The organism is Vibrio sp. M60_M70 (assembly GCF_037162085.1).
GTDB classification, from domain to species: domain Bacteria; phylum Pseudomonadota; class Gammaproteobacteria; order Enterobacterales; family Vibrionaceae; genus Vibrio; species Vibrio diabolicus.
Map to the genome: position 1 here is coordinate 1,550,560 of NZ_JARLUL010000001.1, position 17,186 is coordinate 1,567,745.

The window sequence follows — 17,186 nt, forward strand, 5'->3', positions numbered from 1 at the left end:
TCTAGATACAAAGTGTGCGTTCCTCCATGTACTCTAAGAGTGAAGAGTCTTACAGAATAAAGAAAAGGAGCCAGTTGGCTCCCTTTTAACTGAATCAGCGGATATTAGTTGGTACGTTTCGAAGCGTACCAGTTGTTTTGATACGCCTTAGATGCAAATAAGGCGTTTGCTTTTGCGCGTTCAATAACGGATTCATCGACTTCTAGCGGTTTCATGGTTTGGCTTTCAAAGTCGTACGCCAGGGTCGATACTTTTTCACCAGGAGAAAGCACAACTAGGTTGTCACGCGTTAAATAACCAAAGTTTTTGTCGTATTGCATCATTGCGCGTTCATCTTCGCGAGCCAGTGGTTTCGTTAAGTCACGACCAATCATCGGCGTTTTGGCGTCTACGCCAATAAGAGACAACAGCGTAGGCGGCATATCTATGTTGTTTGCGATACGGTCATCTTTACGTGGTTGAATGTCTTTACCAATGATCAATGCAGGAATGTGGAAGTGTTTAACTGGAACCAAGTTAGCGCCAGACACGCGGGCATCGTGGTCTGCAATGACAATGAAAATAGTATCATCCCAGTAGGATGAGTTTTTCGCTTTGTCAAAGAACGTACCCAAAGCGTAATCTGAATATTTTACCGCGTTATTACGCGTCATGTGTTCGGAATCGTATGGCTCAATTTTACCTTTCGGATACTCATAAGGGCTGTGATTGCTTGACGTAAAAACTAAGCTGAAAAAAGGTTTGTCGATTTTTGAAAGACGTTCAAACTCTTCGTCTGCTTTGTTGTATAAGTCTTCATCACTGACCCCCCAAGAGCCAACAAAGCTTGGGTTATTGTAATTATCTTCTTCGACGATTTGATCAAAACCATTACCGTAGAAGAAGGTTTTCATGTTATCGAAGTTTGCTTCACCGCCATAAATAAATTGCGTGTGATAGCCTTGTGCTTTGAGTAAGTCTGCGATGGTAAAGAAGCCTGTTTGGCTTTTGCTTAGTTTCACCACTGCGCGAGAAGGGGATGGTGGAAAACCCGTGGTTACAGCTTCGATACCACGAACAGAACGAGTACCCGTTGCGTACATTTGCGTGAACTGCCAACCTTCAGCCATGAGTTCATCTAGGTTTGGCGTAAGAGGCAGACCACCCAAAGAACCCACAAATTGCGCTCCTAAGCTCTCTTGTAGCAAGATCACTAAGTTCTTACGTTTACCATGGTAGGTCGCAGGGTTACTGTTCATGGTTGGAAGCAATGTTGGATCAAAGTCGGACTTTTTTGACGAAGCGCGAACGAGATCCAACATCTTTTGATTATCCATCTTGCCGTAGAACTGCTCTGCGCTTTTTTCTGACTTCATGCTGTTGACAGCAAACAGCAGTGAGTAAGATGAGTTTAGTGCTAAGTCGTTAAGCAGTGGATCGTTAGAAAACGCCACCATGGCTGGGTTTAGTGGGCGGTGGCCTAAAGACGAGCGTGCGCCTGCAACACCAAGAAGCACAACAAAAATGGCTAATAGTGGGCGCCACTTCCAGTTGATCTGCTGTGCATTGTCGGTCAGTTTTTTGCTCCACTTCCAACCCAAAACTAGAGTTAATGCCGTGCCTAACGCGCCAATAAACAGCTCTAGCTTATAGCCAGTCCAAAGCATGCCCATGACCTCTTTCGGATAGATAAGGTATTCCACAAACAGACGGTTTGGGCGTAGGTCATATTCTTGAATGAATGGTGCCGTTGCCAGTTCCATGTACACGAGAATCCAAAGCCCTACAACCATCCATATGCGCAATATCCATTTCCAGCATTGCCCAATCTTGCCGTTTAATGGCATTAGGGCTGAAAGTAGTGCAGGGAGGATGAATAGCCAGCACAGTGTTGCAATGTCTACGCGTAAGCCTTGGCCTAGGATATAAATTAAGTCGTTGAAAGAGTCAATTCGATCAAGTTGCCAAAAGGCGAGCAAAACGCGTGAGATAGACAAAAATATAAGTGAAAACAAAGAAAAAGCAGCAATTGGCTGCAAAGGCCCCCACACAGAGCCCTTAGATAAGTTTTTCATATTTATTCGAATAGTTTAATTGTTATGTTGTGTTGTTTTTAACAAAGCAAGCGTGAAATAAACGTGAATTATAATGTGGGTTTATGGTCGAGTAGTGTAAGTGTTGGTATGTCTATGTAAGTGTGGAATGAAGCTCATGTTGGGCTGGAACATAAATTAAACAGGTTATGGTCTGTATCGCTTTTGTTAGCACTTTGGGAAAGTGACGACAAACGTATTCCTACTATTTTCTCTGGGAATGAGCTCCAGTGTTGCACGGTGTAGTGCTGTAATGTCTTTGCAAATTGACATCCCTAAACCCGCCCCGTCGCCATGTTCGGAATGACCCCGATAAAACTGTTCGAAGATTCTTTCACGAGTTTCTTTCGGGATTTTTGGACCAGTATCGGAAATTAAGACTTTGATTGTATTATTGTTCTCTGTGACGCTGACTTTTATGTCACTGTGCTCGCCGGAGTAACGAATCGCATTATCGACGAGGTTACGAAATAACACCTCTAACAACATTCGATCACCGGATATAGCGATGTTGGAAGATGATAAACTGATGTCTTGCTTATGCTTCAATGCTAACGGTGCCAAATCAGCAACAACGGTTTGCAACAAAGGGGTTAGCTCAACGGTGTCGAATACACGTTCTGATAAGCTATCTACTTTAGCTAAAGTCAGTAGCTGATGGATAAGGCGGTCAGTGCGTTCAATGCCTTGCAGAATGTTGTGTAAATCTCCTCTCAGTTGCTCCGGATCATTACTTTCAAGTGCATTTTCTACGTTAAGACGAAGGATTGTTAGTGGGGTTTTTAGTTCATGCGCTGCAGCACGTGTAAAGCGTTTCTCTCTTTGCCAGGCTAACTCTAGTTCAGAGAGGAGAGAGTTGAGCGAATCGACAAGTGGTGCGAGTTCAACGGTGTTGTCTTTTACATGAATGTGATCTAATCGGTGTACGTTTCTTTGTGTGATGGCGGAGCGCAGGTCGTTAATCGGTCGGAAATGTTTATCGATCAGCCAAAACAGCAAAAGCAACAAAGTTGGTAGTATCAGCAATTGTTCTATTGATGTGGATAGGGCAATTTCGTGGATGATCTCTTTACGTATCTTGTATTTTTCTGCAACCACGACGTATTCATTATCATGTTTTGTTTGTGGCAGTGAAATCTGAAATGTACGCCATCGTGTACCGTCTTTTACAATATCAGCGTAGCCGTTATTACCAAAGGACGTAGAGAGTGCGTGCAAGGTTTGATCAGAGCTCCAGAGCAGTGTGTTGTCTCGATAGAATTGAAAAACCAAGTTTTGTTCATAAGGGTGGCCGAATGTTGTGACATTGTCATCGTCAGACTTTGACATTGACTCAATGTTTTCCATCCACTCATTAAATAATTCTCGATGGTTAGCGAGAGTCCTCTCTTCCGTTGAAATTGAGAGCGTCAGCAACATTAATTTTGCGGATTGTCCAAGCCTAGCGTCATAAACTTCTTCGACTTCGTGCTTCGCAGATTGGAAGCTGAAATAAAGTGAGATGAGTAAGAGAACACTTACCAACACGCCTACTGATAGAGTTAACTGACGTTTGATCGAGTACGATTTCTTATCTTTCAAGAATGTACCCCACACCGCGAATATTTTTAATGACCACTTTGGGCGCTTTTTTACGCAAATTGTGAATATGAACTTCGATAGCGTTGTCGCTTGAACCTTCATCCCAGCCGTGCAGTGATTGTTGCAATTGCTCCTTACTTTGCACGCGTCCGGCGTTCGTCATCAAGCTGGTGAGGATTTTAAATTCATTGCGTGTGAGTTTAAGCGGCGCGTCATCGTAGCGAATGCTTTGTTCCGATAAGGATAAAGACAACTGTCCAACTTGAATGATTTCTTCTGCACTACCGGATTGACGGCGAATCAAGACACGTAAGCGAGCGAGCAACTCTTCGAGTGCAAACGGTTTTCCGAGGTAATCATCTGCGCCGCCATCAAGGCCTTGAACGCGATCTCGAATGTCGTCTCGGGCGGTAAGTATCATCACGGGGAGCTTAAATCCGCCTTTGCGAATCTTACGCAGAATTTCCAATCCATCGATATCGGGGAGAGTGAGATCCAAAATTACGGCAGTGAACGCTTCTGTTTTGAGTGCGCTAGTCACGCCAGACCCTTTTTCCACCCAATCCACGGTGTACCCATGGCGACTTAATGAAGTCACCATGGATTGACCGAGTAGTTTGTCATCTTCTACGAGTAATAAGCGCATGGTTTATTTCAATCTCCCAAGAGTCGCTTCAATTTCCAGCTTTCGACCTTTATCAGCTAAAGGTCGGTCAGGGCGAGGTGACGCCTGAATTGCGCGAGTCAAATACACTTTCGCTTCCTTGTCTCGACCTTCTTCTGCAAGGAAGTCTCCATAAAAATAGTTCGGATCGATGCCTTTTGGATTGATCTCTAACGCTTTTTTCAACATTTCTTCGGCTTTATCGTCATCACCAAAGCCAATTGGCCACCCCGGAACTTTGTAATACAGAGAACCCAAACTGGTGTATGCAGAGCCATCAAGCGTTTGCGGTGACGTTGCAATTACCCCTTCGAGTAAAGATTTGGCTTCTTTGGCGAGTGATAGTGCACCCAAGCCACCTTGAGCACCAGCCAGCGATGCTTTATTGATTGCCAGCCAAACAGTGAGTTCGGGATTGCCGGGCTCTCTGTCGAGATAAATACTGGTTTTGGCAATCGCGCGATGGAAGCATTGTTCCTTTTCGTCACCGTCAGGCGTGCTGTACTGACATTCCGCCCATTTCTTTTGAACCTGTTGCAGTGGAGCATTACCTGCCAACGCAGCGGTCGAAGCTAACGTTGAACAAATCGTCAAAGCGCAAAGTAGTTGTTTGGTATTCATCGTCCATGTCCTCTTCAGTGACTGACTCGGTTTACGTACTGGTGAATGGTTTCTTGTTGCTTACGAATCGCAGAAGAAACCGTGCTTGGAAGCAGCTGATTGATGCGTGCAAAAAGCTTCTCTGGCCAACCAATCCATTTCGCGGAAATTTCTTTTTCCAACATGGTGACAACGTGATCGGCAACAACTTGCGGCGAGTCCGTTTTGTTACCTAGCTGTCGATTCATTTCATTGACGGCATCGCTATTGAGTGAGGTTTCTGTCGCTCTTGGTGCCAAATACAGCGCACGGATTCCGGTTGCGAACAGTTCTCTGTCGAGCGATTCGGTAAAACGGTGCAACCCCGCTTTTGCCGCGCAATAGGAGGTATAGCCAGGGTAGCCAATTGAGCCGAATGTGGAACCAATATTGAGAATTACCCCAGGCTGTTTTAACCACGTCAACGCCGATTGGCACAGCAGCATCGGCGCAACGAGATTGAGTTGGATATCGTCTGCAATCTGCGTTGGTCGTTTGTGGCTTAACAACGAGAAATCGTTGCTGCCCGCATTGTTAATTAGTGCGTCCACTTTTTGATGTTGGCGCGCTCGAGCTTTAATCGCAGTTAATCCTTCTGATGAGGTGATGTCTGCAACGACTAGGTTATGGCGCTCTGGATTCGACAGTTCACGCTGTAGTGTTTGCAAGCTCTCTTCGTTTCGCCCAACAAGAATGAGGCTGGCACCGCGTTTTGCTAACTCTTGCGCGATGGCTTGCCCAATTCCGCCTGTTGCGCCTGTCAAGAGAATGGTGCTGTTGTTAATGATCATGCTTCACCTCACGCCGCTTGTTGGGTTGAGAAAGAAGGCAAAGAACGCAGCATTTGTCCGTACAATGCGAACACCATTTTTGCGGAGTCGATGATGACTTGTTGATCTTCCACTTTGGTGATTTTGTTCATCAGTGATTCAAAAAATTGCAGATGATCTTGGTCTAACACGCTGTGTGAAACTAGGTAAGTCATTGCCGAAGGCGGTAGGCTTAGCGTTGACTGGATTTTTTCAGCCATTTGGCCACCAATGCCGACGCTGGTGCCTTCTAATACCCACACCATGCCAAACAGCGCGAGTGGGTTGTGGCGGTCAATGTTGTGGTAAAGGTAGGAAACCATCAGTTCAATCGGTGCTCCTACTTGACCTACATCTTTGTTGTTGCGCACTGCTTCGGCATCGCCGCCGCACGCTTTGATGTCATTTAAAATCCATTCTTGATGGCCTTTCTCTTCCTCGATGTACTCGGCAATGGCATCTCGTACCCATTCGTATGCGCCAGGTAGTCGGCCTCCACACGCCATCAGCAAGGGAACAGTGTGCTTAACGTGATGGTAAGCTTGGGTTAGAAAGGCGATATACATATCTTTGGAAATGTTGCCTTGTTGAACGTCTGCGATGACTGGCGCAGTTAACATTGCTTGTTGAGCAGCGGTAGTGCTTTGTTTGAGTTGTTCGAAAAATAAAGTCATAACCTTCTCCTTAAGAAGCCGTTAACTAAGATGCAGTTTGGAAAGACGTAATGTGTTGCTGGAAGGGCAAATCGATGCGTTGGATCTTTTGCGCTTGCAGCGTTAATTCAGGCGTTGTGCTTGCTAATAACTGAGCCACATCATGTTCGATTTGATTTCGTTTGAGCTTGCCGTTATCCGTGTACCAACCAGAGATGGCTCGTGGGTTGTCCAGCAGCAATAAGGTTCGGATTTGAGCGTAATCGGGTAGGGTTTGGTTTAATGTATGAACCTTTGCTTCGACGTCTTCGCTATTGGCAATGACAGCGCATAATGTTTGTTGGCTATCGCCCGTAACGATTAGTGGCGTCATCGGCAAAAACGCCAACGCTTCTGATTCAATCCACTCCGGTGAGATATTTCTGCCATACGCGGTGACGATAAGGTTTTTCTTGCGCCCCGAGAGAGTGACAAAACCTTGTGCGTCAATTTGGGCTAAGTCGCCAGTCGCTAACCATTCTTGAGTAAACGGTTCATTCAAATAACCAAGAGCAACGTTGTCTTTGACGAGCAGTTCACCATCTTCCGCGATACGAATCTGAGCGTGGGAAGCGGTTTGCCACACGTTCCTGCTTTAAATGTGGCTGGTGTATTCAAACAAACGACGGAGCCACATTCAGACAAGCCATAACCTTCAAACGCAGGGATGTTCAGCGCATGCGCGGTGTTAATCAGTTGCGACGACACTCTTGCGCCGCCAACGGCGACAAATTTTAGAGAATCCACAAGAGAGGGCTGCTGTTTCGCGATGTGAATGAGCGCAAGCAATAAAGCTGGTGTTAGCACTAAGCTTTCTGGTTTGATGGTCACTAATGCTTGTGCAAACAAACGCGGTTCGAATTGGCTTGAACCGAGTAGGCCGGTTTGCTCTCCGGGTAAAATATATGACGTCACGCCCAACATGAGTGGTACATAAACACCGGTTATGTTTTCGAGAAGCGTCGATAACGGAAGCAGCACTAAGTGCGAGTGCGCCGCGCTGTTTACTGCACCGGCGAGCGACTTCGCCACCAAACACAAATGATCATTGCTTAAATACACGCCTTTAGGCTGACCAGTCGAGCCAGACGTAAATGTGATTTTTCCGGTTCCTGGTAGATAAGCTACCTGTGTATCTTCATCTCCCAACTGGTTACGACGCAGCAAAGGCAAATTTGCAATGGAAAACGGATGGTCTTGCTGGTTAAAGCTTTGCTTAGGATGAGAAGCCAACCATGCTTGCCAATCGCCAACTAAAGCATCGACGCCTGATTGCTCTAACGTATGTTCAACTTGTGCATCAGAGAAAAAAGTCGGAATAGGTACGACGACTATGTCTGCCGCCATCGCCGCCAAATCAACAATGGCCCAATCGATGCTGTTTTCTGCGCGTAGCGCGAGTGCTTTGATGTTCTGTGCAATAAGCTCGGCGGCAACGAGTTCGATCTTGTTTAACAATTCAGAGTAAGTCAGTTCAACGGTTTGATTCGCTTCGTAGCCGACAAGTGCTACTCGGTCTGGTGTCGTTTTTGCCCATTTTGTAATGGCATCGAGGAGAATATTCATACGTCACCTATATTCTGGCGTGGTGTTTAACCAAGTTGTTCTGGTTGTGTTTGCGGTTTCTTTCTTGGACTAATCGAAGACGCTCTAGTCCTTTTTGCAAATTGCCTGCTAACACACGCGGTTGATGTTCGTAGTACGCCCCCCAAGTGGACTCGGCATCGGGGACTTTGTTTTGATCTGCCTGCGCGATGATATGAGGCTCCAATCCTAAGCGCGCTATCATGGCGTGAAGTGGGTCTGTCGCGGTGAAGATGCACCATTCAAAACCGAGGTTGACCAGCATTTCTGCGATGAGGTAGAAGTGCAGAGATGACATGCCCTTAGCGAAAGATGCCAAGTGACCAAACTCCACTAAGTTCGAACGTTTTACGTCGCAGCTAAATACGTTAGAAACCAGCTTTTGGGCGTCGTCTTCTAAATACTGTTCAAGGAACAAAGGTTCATCTTCGGCGATGCGAAAGCCGCATACGGAAATAATTTGACCGCCGTCAATGAGGGTTAAATACGCCGGCATAAACTGTTTGAGCTCGGCAAAGAATGCATCTTGATAACGCTGAGAAACATGCTCGATAACTTGGCTCCAAAGCGGATGCATTGGATAGATGATGTCTAAAGTAAAGCCATCTGCAGAAATTTGTGCATGGTGTTTCATGAGCGCTTCCTTTGTTTGATTGGTTATCAACAAAATAAAACGCGAAACTTAAGAAACTCTTAAGGAATGAAATTAAGTAGAAACTTTAAGAAAATACTTAGGAGCAGGGCTCAATATTGTTGTAACCCTTTTTACTACGGTGAATAAAATTAGAGCCAACCGATGTGATCGGTTGGCTCTACAGTTAGGTGTCACGTATTTTAATGGTCGTGTCGGTTACATGGCTGCTTTTTTAGCTTCGTCTACCCATGCGTCGAACTTCTTCTGGTTCGCTTTGATCCAGCCATTTACATGAGACTCGATGTCTGCTGAGCTGTTCTTACCTTGGCTCATCATCATATTCTGCGCACTAACATCATTGATGTTTAGCTTGATGATTTCAAACAGCTTCGCTGCTGCTGGGTTCTTTTCAGTAAACTCTTTGTTCGCAACGATGCGCATAGAGTTCATCTCAAAGCCGTAGTTCTTACCGTTCTCTAGTGTTGTGTCGATGTCCTTACGCTCACCAGGAAGTGAAGAGAATGGCACTTCTAACCAAACAACATCTTTACCCGGAACTAAGACGCCACTTACCCAGTAAGGTGTCCAAGTGTAGTAAAGAATCGGATCGCCTTTTTTGTAACGAGAAATCGTGTCAGCGATAATCGCAGCGTAGTTACCTTGGTTGTGCGTTACTGTGTCACGAAGCTTGAATGCATCCAACTGATGCTCAACGACCATTTCACAACCCCAACCTGGGTTACAACCTGTTAAGTCCGCTTTACCGTCACCGTTGGCATCGAAAAGCTTGGCCAGTTTTGGATCTTTTAATTGACCAATATTTGTGATGCCATATTTTTCAGCGGTTTTTTTATCGATCAAGTAACCTTGAGCAGCACCACTTACATATTGACCTTTGCGGAAAAACTTATCATCACCGCCAGACATCGTGTACTTATCGGCGTGAAGAGGGAACCAACCTACAGCTAAGAAAGTGGCGTCGCCTTTAGCAATAGAGGTATAGCCTACGTTGTAATCGACTTCTTTAGTCGGTTTTACATCGTAACCAAGCTCTTCAAGTGCACGGTTTACGATCAATGTTTGAAACGTTTCCTCTGCAACGGTTGATTGAACTGGCTGAACAGTCACACCTTCACCCGGTAGTTCGCTTGCCACACCATAAGTTGAAAATGCGATAGTACTTAGAGCTCCAACAGAGAGCGCTTTCTTCCATGAATTATTCATTGATGTTTCTCCTAAGTTTTAGATCGTCTTGGTTCGTCTTTGTTTTCAGTTTTAATAGGTATGAAACAGGACCTGTGTGATACCAGCGAAGCTTGGTGTTACCCGCATTAACCCCTAATACTTGGGTAATACGGTCTAATAAAATGGCAAGAATTACGATGCCTAAGCCACCGACGGCAGCAAGACCCATATCAAGTCGGCCGATACCACGAAGTACCATTTGGCCCAAGCCGCCAACCGCAATCATTGAAGCGATCACGACCATAGAAAGTGAAAGCATCAAGGTTTGGTTTACCCCTGCCATAATCGTTGGTAACGCCAATGGTAATTGGATGCGGTAAAGCATCTGTTTTTTGTTTGCCCCGAAAGAGTGGCCCGCTTCGATCAGCTCTTCAGGTACTTGCTGAATCCCTAAAATAGTCAGGCGCACAACGGGAGGCAGTGCGAAAATGATGGTTACTACAACGCCAGGAACGTTACCAATACCGAATAGCATAACGATTGGCACTAGATAAACGAACGCGGGGGTCGTTTGCATTGCATCGAGTATTGGTCTAACAAATTTGGCTGCGGTTTGGCTTCTCGCCAACCATATCCCCATCGGTAGCCCGATAAGCAAACAGAAGAAGACGGCGGTTAAAACCAGTGCGAGCGTTGTCATCGCCTGTGACCAAGCACCAATTAGGCCGATAAAAACAAGGGATACAAGCGTTGAAAAACCGAGTTTTACATTGGAAAACTGCCACGCCAGCAAAAATAAAATGAGCACCATGATGGGCGCAGGTGTGGACACCAAAGCAGTTTCAAACGAGGTAAGAATAAAGTCGATTGGAACTCGAATTGCTTGGAAAACAGGGCGACCATGTTCCACCAACCAGTTCAATCCCGATTCTACCCAGCTATCAAGTGGTAGAACCGCATCTTGGAATGGGTTCATAATGTCGAATGGCGCTTGCTCTACAGTTTCTGAGCTTAACCAGTCATTACTTGGGGCAGCGTCAGCACCTACACCTTGTGACCAAGGATCATCTTGTGCAGGAGCGGTATTCGACCAGGGATCATTGTTAGTTTGCTCTGAAGACATCGTGTTAATCCTTATCTAGTGTTTGTAGAAGACGTGATTTAGTCACGACACCAAAGTAAGTACCTTGCTCATCAACGACAGGTACGGCATAAGGAACGCCTGCAACTAGCCCCAAAATGTCATTGATTGACTGCTCTGGCTGAAGAGTGACTTCATCCGTCAATTGAGCACTGGCTAGAGAGCGGTTTTCTTTGTGAGCCAAACGTAGTGAGTCAAGAGACACGATGCCGGAATATCGGCTAGATTTATCGACGACAATGCCGTAATCACGGTCATGATCCATCAGAATCTGCATCGCTGAGCCTGGGCCATCATTTTCCGATTTCTTAAAGACGGCGGCTGGCTTCTTGCGAGCGATATCTTTTGCTGTCAAGACACTTGCGATGTTTACGCCGCGGAAAAACGCTTCGACATAATCATTTGCTGGGCTGTGCAATATTTCATCAGGTGTGCCAACCTGAACAACCTCACCGTTTTGCATGATGGCGATACGATCACCAATACGCATTGCTTCGTCCAAATCATGAGAGATGAAGACAATTGTGCGTTTGTCATCGTTTTGTAGACGAATAAGCTCATCCTGCATCTCAGAACGGATTAATGGGTCTAAAGCGGAAAACGCCTCGTCCATTAATAGAATGTCTGGGTCACAAGCCAATGCCCTTGCTAGACCCACGCGCTGTTTCATACCACCGGATAACTCGTCAGGGAAAGATTCTGCATAAGGGTCTAAGCCAACTCTTTCCAAGGCGGAAAGGGCACTTTTCTGACGTTCATTAACATCAATGCCAGCAAGTTCTAAACCGAATGCAGCGTTTTCGATCACCGTCATGTGAGGCATAAGTGCGAAACTTTGAAACACCATTGAGATATTGTTGCGACGAACTTCTCGAAGTTCGTCTTCAGAGATATGGGCAATATCTTTCCCTTTTAGATAAACACTGCCTTTCGTTGGCTCAATGAGTCGGTTTAGGAGTCGAACGAGAGTAGATTTTCCCGAACCAGAAAGCCCCATGATTACGAAAATTTCACCTTCGTTAATGGTGAGAGATACATCGTTTACGCCGACTGTTAAACCTGTCTGTTCAAAAATACCGTCCTTATCGATACCTTTTTCGATAAGCGAGAAGGCTCTTTCTGGGTCTTCTCCAAACACTTTATACAGTCCCTTAACTTCCAGTATGGGATCCATGTTATCTGTCCTTTTTTGTGTGTTTATAACTGTTTAACGATTTGTACTCTAATTAATTTTAGTTCAACTTTCAACGAATGGGGTTCGGTTAACTGAGTTTTATGTGCATACAATGAACAATTAAGTAGGTGTGGCTAAATGGTATTTTTATTAATTAAAATAGATACTTACGGTTGGTCTTGTCTTTGCGTAACTTTTCCATGACATTGGTTTGAATTTATTTTGAAGTTTTTAGTACATTTCAACTCAGCCCACCTGCATAGCTATAAGGAGAAATAGATTAGAGGTCTATATTTAAAAACGTTAGAGCTCTAATTTTTGATTGGAGTTTTATTCTGCGAACTGGGTTAGGTGTTGTTATTCTTAGATTTATTCATTGATTGATTTCAATCTTGGTGATATTTATCGCTGTAGTTTAGGCAACGTATGGAATAAAAGATGGAAGCCGAACAGTTAGAAGTGCTCAACTTCATTAGTCAGTACCCACCTTTCGATGATCTACCCGAAGAGCAGTTAAAAAAGATCGCTCTAAATGCCGAGGTTGCATACTTTCGGCAAGGCACAGAGATACTCAATTTTGGAGACACGATCCGCGACTTATATATGGTGAGAAGCGGCGCTGTGGAGATCTACCGACGTAAAGGCGAACTCTATAACAGGATTGACGCTGGTGGACTGTTTGGACAGATGGGGTTGTTAATGAACAACCGTGTGCGTATGCCTGCCAAAGCGATAGAAGACACCTTGGTTTACTGTATTCCGGAGGATATTTTCAACGAGCTTTGTGACGAGTTTGAAAACTTTGCTGACTACATGGAACTGGAAGACAGCGCGCGTTTGCGAAGCGCAATATCCAGCCGCTCAGAAAGCAATGACTTTACCACTGCCAAGGCACGTAAGATCTTAGCGAGAGATCCGGTAACGTTGGAGGCGACGGCATCGATTCAAGAAGCCGCGATACTGATGGCGGAGGAAAATGTCACTTCTTTGCTTATTGTTCGCCCAGCAGAAGAACTCACAGAAGAAGATGATGAACAACTACTTGGAATATTGACTGATCGCGATCTATGCATTCGCGTATTGGCTCAGGGCATTGATACCAATATTCCAGTGAGTGAGGTCATGAGTTATGACGTGGTGTCTCTGGATTACAACGCTTATGTCTTTGAAGCCATGTTAACCATGTTGCGCTACAACGTGCACCATCTCCCAATTTTAAAAGATAAAAAGCCGATAGGAATTATTGGCATGACGGATATTGTCCGTTATGAATCTCAAAACAGCTTGCTGCTAGTTAGCTCTATCTTCCAACAAACCAGCGTTGAAGATCTCAAGCAAGTTTCTGAACAAGTGAAAGACTGTTTTGTGCGAATGGTGAATGAAGATGCCAACGCTCATATGATTGGTCGAGCCATGTCGGTCATTGGTAGTAGCTTTAAACAGCGTTTGGCTGAATTAGCAGAGCAAGAGCTTGGCCCTGCGCCAATTCCGTATTGTTTGGTCGCTATGGGATCGATGGCCAGGGATGAGCAGTTAATTGTAACGGACCAAGACAACGCCCTTATTCTCGACAACAGTTATGATGTTGAGATGCACGGGGAGTACTTTGAAAAGTTTGCCAAATTTGTTTGTGATGGTTTAGCAGCATGCGGCTATGCTTACTGTACTGGCGACATTATGGCAACCAATCCAGAGTGGCGAAAAACCCGAGCGGAGTGGGAGGAGTGCTTTGGCAACTGGATAGATAACCCAACTCCTGAAAGGTTGTTAAACAGTAATATCTTTTTTGATTTATTAGGTGTTCATGGGCGAGTGAAGTGGGCGGAACAATTAAGCAGCTTTATTGTTAGGCGCGCGAAAAGAAACAACCGCTTCCTTGCATGTATGGCTTACAACGCGATACGTCGTACACCGCCATTGGGCTTCTTCAAAGATTTTGTTATGGAGAAAGATGGTCGTCACCGCAATTCTATTAACTTGAAAAGAAGAGGTACTGCGCCATTGGCAGATTTGATTCGAGTACATTCATTGGCAATTGGTTCCCGTTCGCAAAACTCGTTTGACCGTTTAGACGATATCAATGATGCGGGCATTTTACCTAAAGGTCGAGGAATGGACTTGAGGGATGCAATGGAATTGATCTACATGGTTCGAATTCGTCATCAAGCACTCGATATCGAAAATGGAGATGAACCAGATAACAACATTGAGCCAGAGAACATGTCAGAGTTTGAGCGCCGAAACTTAAAAGCTGCTTTCCAAATCCTTAGTAATGCACAGAACTTCATCAAGTTCCGATACCAGAGAAGTAGCAAATAATGTGGTTCTCAAAAAATGCAGCAAAAGATCAGCCGTTGTTGGATACGTCTCGGACGCCAGAGTGGTCAACGTTATTCAAACAGCTCGCGAAAGAAGCAAGAGACGAGAGGCTCAAACGTTATTACTCGACACCGATGGTTAATGGGGAAACACCAATTGAGGAAGTGCCATTTGTCTCGGTAGATTTTGAAACGACAGGTTTGAATGCGGAAGAGGATGCAATTCTCACGATTGGACTTGTGCCGTTTACCATTGATCGTGTTCAATGTAGTGGCTCTGCGCATTGGGTTGTTAACCCTAATCGTGAGTTAAACGAAGAGTCAGTTGTGATTCATGGCATCACTGATTCTGAAGTCAAAAACGCGCCCCAACTAACCCACATTTTAGGGGAAATATTGGATGCGCTGTCAGGCAAAGTTGTGCTTGTTCATTATAAAAATATCGAAAGGCAGTTTTTTAATAACGCGTTGCTAAATAGCATTGGGGAGGGGATACAGTTTCCCGTTGTCGATACGCTAGACATTGAACACGCGATACAGCGCCGTGAATGCAGTGGCCTATTCAATAAGTTAAAAGGTAAGAAGCCAGGCTCTGTCAGGCTGGGGCATGCTCGTGAAAGGTATCGCCTTCCTGCTTATCAACCTCATCATGCTTTGACCGATGCGCTGGCAACTGCTGAACTGTTTCAAGCACAGTTGCAATATCATTTTAATCGAAGCATGCCAATCTCTTCGATTTGGCAATAAGCGTTGTTTATGATGAAGACAATAAAATGCAATGAAAGGTAGGGGGCTTTGCGATTATGATGGCGGACTGAGTAACCGCTTATAAGAACTATGTTTTTTGAACATGTGCTTGGTAGTGATGGGAGGTTTCATCACTCAAACTCCGACGAAAGTAATTTAAATTTGGTCACGTATTTTTAAGGAGATTATCCGTGAGCACCGATAATAACGGTGGCATTCAACGCCCCGATGGAAAGGTAAACGCGATAGACACTGACTATCAAATTGGTCAGGATAACGTCGCGTTAAAAGTAGGCCCGTTTGGCCTTGATATTCATAACCGTGTTTTTGCAATTTCTGGTTTAGCAATCATCCTATTTGTTGTAGTAACACTATTATTTCGAGAACAGGTAGAGCCGTTTTTCGCAGATCTAAGAGCGGGTTTGTTACACCATTTGGATTGGTTCTTTCTCGCATCTGGTAATATTTTTGTCATTGTCTGTGTTGGTTTGATTTTTACACCGCTAGGTCGGGTACGAATCGGCGGTACAGAAGCGACGCCAGATTATTCCTATGCGGGTTGGCTGGCAATGCTCTTTGCAGCAGGTATGGGTATCGGTCTGGTGTTCTTTGGTGTATCAGAACCTATGTCTCATTTTAGTTCTGCTATTGGTGGCGTGAACGTTGAGAACGGTGTTCGTACTGACTGGGCCCCTCTAGGTGGTGCAGAAGGCGATGCAAGTGCTGCATCTGCACTAGGCATGGCGGCGACGATTTACCACTGGGCGCTTCATCCGTGGTCAATCTATGCGCTATTGGCTCTTGGTTTGGCGATTTTCTCGTTTAACAAAGGCTTACCACTTACCATGCGATCCATTTTTTACCCACTGTTTGGTGAGCGTGTATGGGGTTGGACTGGTCACATTATCGACATTCTTGCCGTTGTCGCGACAGTTTTTGGTCTGGCAACGTCTCTAGGTTACGGTGCGTCTCAAGCCGCAACGGGTTTGAACTTCCTGTTTGATGTTCCAATGACGAATACTACGCAGGTACTATTGATTATTGGCATCACCGCACTCGCTTTAATCTCAGTTGTTGCGGGACTAGACAAAGGCGTGAAAATCTTATCTGAGATCAACATGGGTCTCGCTGCGCTTTTACTGCTTTTTGTTATTGTTGTCGGCCCGACGATCGCGATTTTAACGGGCTTCTTCGAAAATATAGTGTCATATGTGGCTAATATTCCAGCCCTATCAATGCCATTTGGACGAGAAGACGTAAACTATTCTCAAGGTTGGACAGCATTCTACTGGGCTTGGTGGATTTCTTGGTCACCATTTGTAGGTATGTTCATTGCGCGTGTATCTCGTGGTCGTTCAGTTCGTGAGTTCATTATTTGCGTTATCCTTATCCCTTCTTCTGTTTGTGTGTTATGGATGACCGCTTTTGGTGGTAACGCTATAAGCCAATACGTGAGCGATGGTTATGAAGCCGTGTTCAACTCGGAATTACCGTTAAAACTATTTGCCATGTTAGATGTGATGCCTCTAGCTGAAATTACATCTTTCGTCGGTATTATTTTGGTGGTGGTATTCTTCATTACCTCTTCAGACTCTGGCTCACTGGTTATTGATACTATTGCTGCGGGCGGTAAGGTCGATGCGCCAACGCCTCAACGCGTGTTCTGGTGTACGTTTGAAGGCTTAGTTGCGATTGCATTGATGCTTGGTGGTGGCCTAGCGGCAGCTCAAGCAATGGCCGTGACCACAGGCCTACCATTTACGATTGTTCTGCTTGTTGCAACGGTTTCTCTAGTAAAAGGCTTGATGGATGAACCTCGTCCAAAAGCGGTTTCTAAGAAGAAATCGAAATAACCAACATCAGCAGTTAAATAGTTGAATAAAGCGGCATGCGAAAGCATGCCGTTTTTTTTGATTTTTGAATTTTTGCTGAGAAATGAAGACCAT

Annotated in this window: 13 protein-coding genes and 1 pseudogene; 3 read left to right on the forward strand and 11 right to left on the reverse strand. The window is 45.1% G+C overall.

Annotated elements, in window-relative coordinates; genetic code table 11:
- Positions 1-104 precede the first annotated feature (104 nt).
- From P4S59_RS07235 to proV, 11 genes and pseudogenes are all read right to left on the reverse strand, one after another.
- The gene (locus tag P4S59_RS07235) at positions 105-2,054 is read right to left on the reverse strand and encodes an LTA synthase family protein (RefSeq protein ID WP_337168154.1); all 1,950 of its coding nucleotides are present in this window, start codon (positions 2,052-2,054) and stop codon (positions 105-107) included.
- A 186-nt stretch (positions 2,055-2,240) separates the two neighbouring features.
- Complete coding sequence (locus P4S59_RS07240) at positions 2,241-3,653, reverse strand: sensor histidine kinase (RefSeq protein ID WP_337168155.1); 1,413 nt, start codon at positions 3,651-3,653, stop codon at positions 2,241-2,243.
- A complete protein-coding gene (locus P4S59_RS07245) occupies positions 3,643-4,299 on the reverse strand; it encodes a response regulator (protein WP_337168156.1) in 657 nt (218 codons plus the stop codon). Before P4S59_RS07245 ends, P4S59_RS07240 begins: the two co-directional genes overlap by 11 nt.
- Positions 4,300-4,302: 3 nt before the next feature.
- Positions 4,303-4,938: a tetratricopeptide repeat protein gene (locus tag P4S59_RS07250; RefSeq protein ID WP_114322392.1), complete on the reverse strand. Its 636-nt coding sequence runs from the start codon at positions 4,936-4,938 to the stop codon at positions 4,303-4,305.
- Positions 4,939-4,952: 14 nt separating this feature from the next.
- Positions 4,953-5,747, reverse strand: a complete 795-nt coding sequence (locus P4S59_RS07255) for an SDR family oxidoreductase (protein WP_337168157.1) — start codon at positions 5,745-5,747, stop codon at positions 4,953-4,955.
- A gap of 8 nt (positions 5,748-5,755) precedes the next feature.
- Positions 5,756-6,439, reverse strand: a complete 684-nt coding sequence (locus tag P4S59_RS07260) for a TenA family transcriptional regulator (RefSeq protein ID WP_337168158.1) — start codon at positions 6,437-6,439, stop codon at positions 5,756-5,758.
- A gap of 25 nt (positions 6,440-6,464) precedes the next feature.
- Positions 6,465-8,023: pseudogene (locus tag P4S59_RS07265) on the reverse strand (AMP-binding protein).
- 7 nt (positions 8,024-8,030) lie between these two features.
- On the reverse strand, positions 8,031-8,675 hold the full coding sequence (locus P4S59_RS07270; protein ID WP_337168159.1) for a thermostable hemolysin: 645 nt from the start codon (positions 8,673-8,675) through the stop codon (positions 8,031-8,033).
- Between the two features lie 216 nt (positions 8,676-8,891).
- The gene (proX, locus tag P4S59_RS07275) at positions 8,892-9,899 is read right to left on the reverse strand and encodes a glycine betaine/L-proline ABC transporter substrate-binding protein ProX (protein WP_005393392.1); all 1,008 of its coding nucleotides are present in this window, start codon (positions 9,897-9,899) and stop codon (positions 8,892-8,894) included.
- Complete coding sequence (proW, locus tag P4S59_RS07280; RefSeq protein WP_005393390.1) at positions 9,892-10,983, reverse strand: glycine betaine/L-proline ABC transporter permease ProW; 1,092 nt, start codon at positions 10,981-10,983, stop codon at positions 9,892-9,894. Before proW ends, proX begins: the two co-directional genes overlap by 8 nt.
- Before the next feature lie 4 nt (positions 10,984-10,987).
- Complete coding sequence (proV, locus tag P4S59_RS07285; RefSeq protein WP_005393388.1) at positions 10,988-12,175, reverse strand: glycine betaine/L-proline ABC transporter ATP-binding protein ProV; 1,188 nt, start codon at positions 12,173-12,175, stop codon at positions 10,988-10,990.
- A 438-nt stretch (positions 12,176-12,613) separates the two neighbouring features.
- Between proV and P4S59_RS07290 the strand changes: the two genes are divergently transcribed.
- From P4S59_RS07290 to P4S59_RS07300, 3 genes are all read left to right on the forward strand, one after another.
- Positions 12,614-14,494, forward strand: a complete 1,881-nt coding sequence (locus P4S59_RS07290) for a DUF294 nucleotidyltransferase-like domain-containing protein (RefSeq protein ID WP_006741594.1) — start codon at positions 12,614-12,616, stop codon at positions 14,492-14,494.
- Complete coding sequence (locus P4S59_RS07295) at positions 14,494-15,240, forward strand: 3'-5' exonuclease (RefSeq protein WP_005393383.1); 747 nt, start codon at positions 14,494-14,496, stop codon at positions 15,238-15,240. Before P4S59_RS07290 ends, P4S59_RS07295 begins: the two co-directional genes overlap by 1 nt.
- 191 nt (positions 15,241-15,431) lie before the next feature.
- Complete coding sequence (locus P4S59_RS07300) at positions 15,432-17,093, forward strand: BCCT family transporter (RefSeq protein ID WP_337168160.1); 1,662 nt, start codon at positions 15,432-15,434, stop codon at positions 17,091-17,093.
- The last annotated feature ends 93 nt before the right edge of the window (positions 17,094-17,186 follow it).

Coding starts and splice junctions, on each gene's coding strand:
- P4S59_RS07235 (WP_337168154.1), bottom strand. CDS start 2,054: ATGAAAAACTTATCTAAGGGCTCTGTGTGGGGGCCTTTGCAGCCAATT.
- P4S59_RS07245 (WP_337168156.1), bottom strand. CDS start 4,299: ATGCGCTTATTACTCGTAGAAGATGACAAACTACTCGGTCAATCCATG.
- P4S59_RS07250 (WP_114322392.1), bottom strand. CDS start 4,938: ATGAATACCAAACAACTACTTTGCGCTTTGACGATTTGTTCAACGTTA.
- P4S59_RS07255 (WP_337168157.1), bottom strand. CDS start 5,747: ATGATCATTAACAACAGCACCATTCTCTTGACAGGCGCAACAGGCGGA.
- P4S59_RS07260 (WP_337168158.1), bottom strand. CDS start 6,439: ATGACTTTATTTTTCGAACAACTCAAACAAAGCACTACCGCTGCTCAA.
- P4S59_RS07270 (WP_337168159.1), bottom strand. CDS start 8,675: ATGAAACACCATGCACAAATTTCTGCAGATGGCTTTACTTTAGACATC.
- proX (WP_005393392.1), bottom strand. CDS start 9,899: ATGAATAATTCATGGAAGAAAGCGCTCTCTGTTGGAGCTCTAAGTACT.
- proW (WP_005393390.1), bottom strand. CDS start 10,983: ATGTCTTCAGAGCAAACTAACAATGATCCCTGGTCGAATACCGCTCCT.
- proV (WP_005393388.1), bottom strand. CDS start 12,175: ATGGATCCCATACTGGAAGTTAAGGGACTGTATAAAGTGTTTGGAGAA.
- P4S59_RS07290 (WP_006741594.1), top strand. CDS start 12,614: ATGGAAGCCGAACAGTTAGAAGTGCTCAACTTCATTAGTCAGTACCCA.
- P4S59_RS07295 (WP_005393383.1), top strand. CDS start 14,494: ATGTGGTTCTCAAAAAATGCAGCAAAAGATCAGCCGTTGTTGGATACG.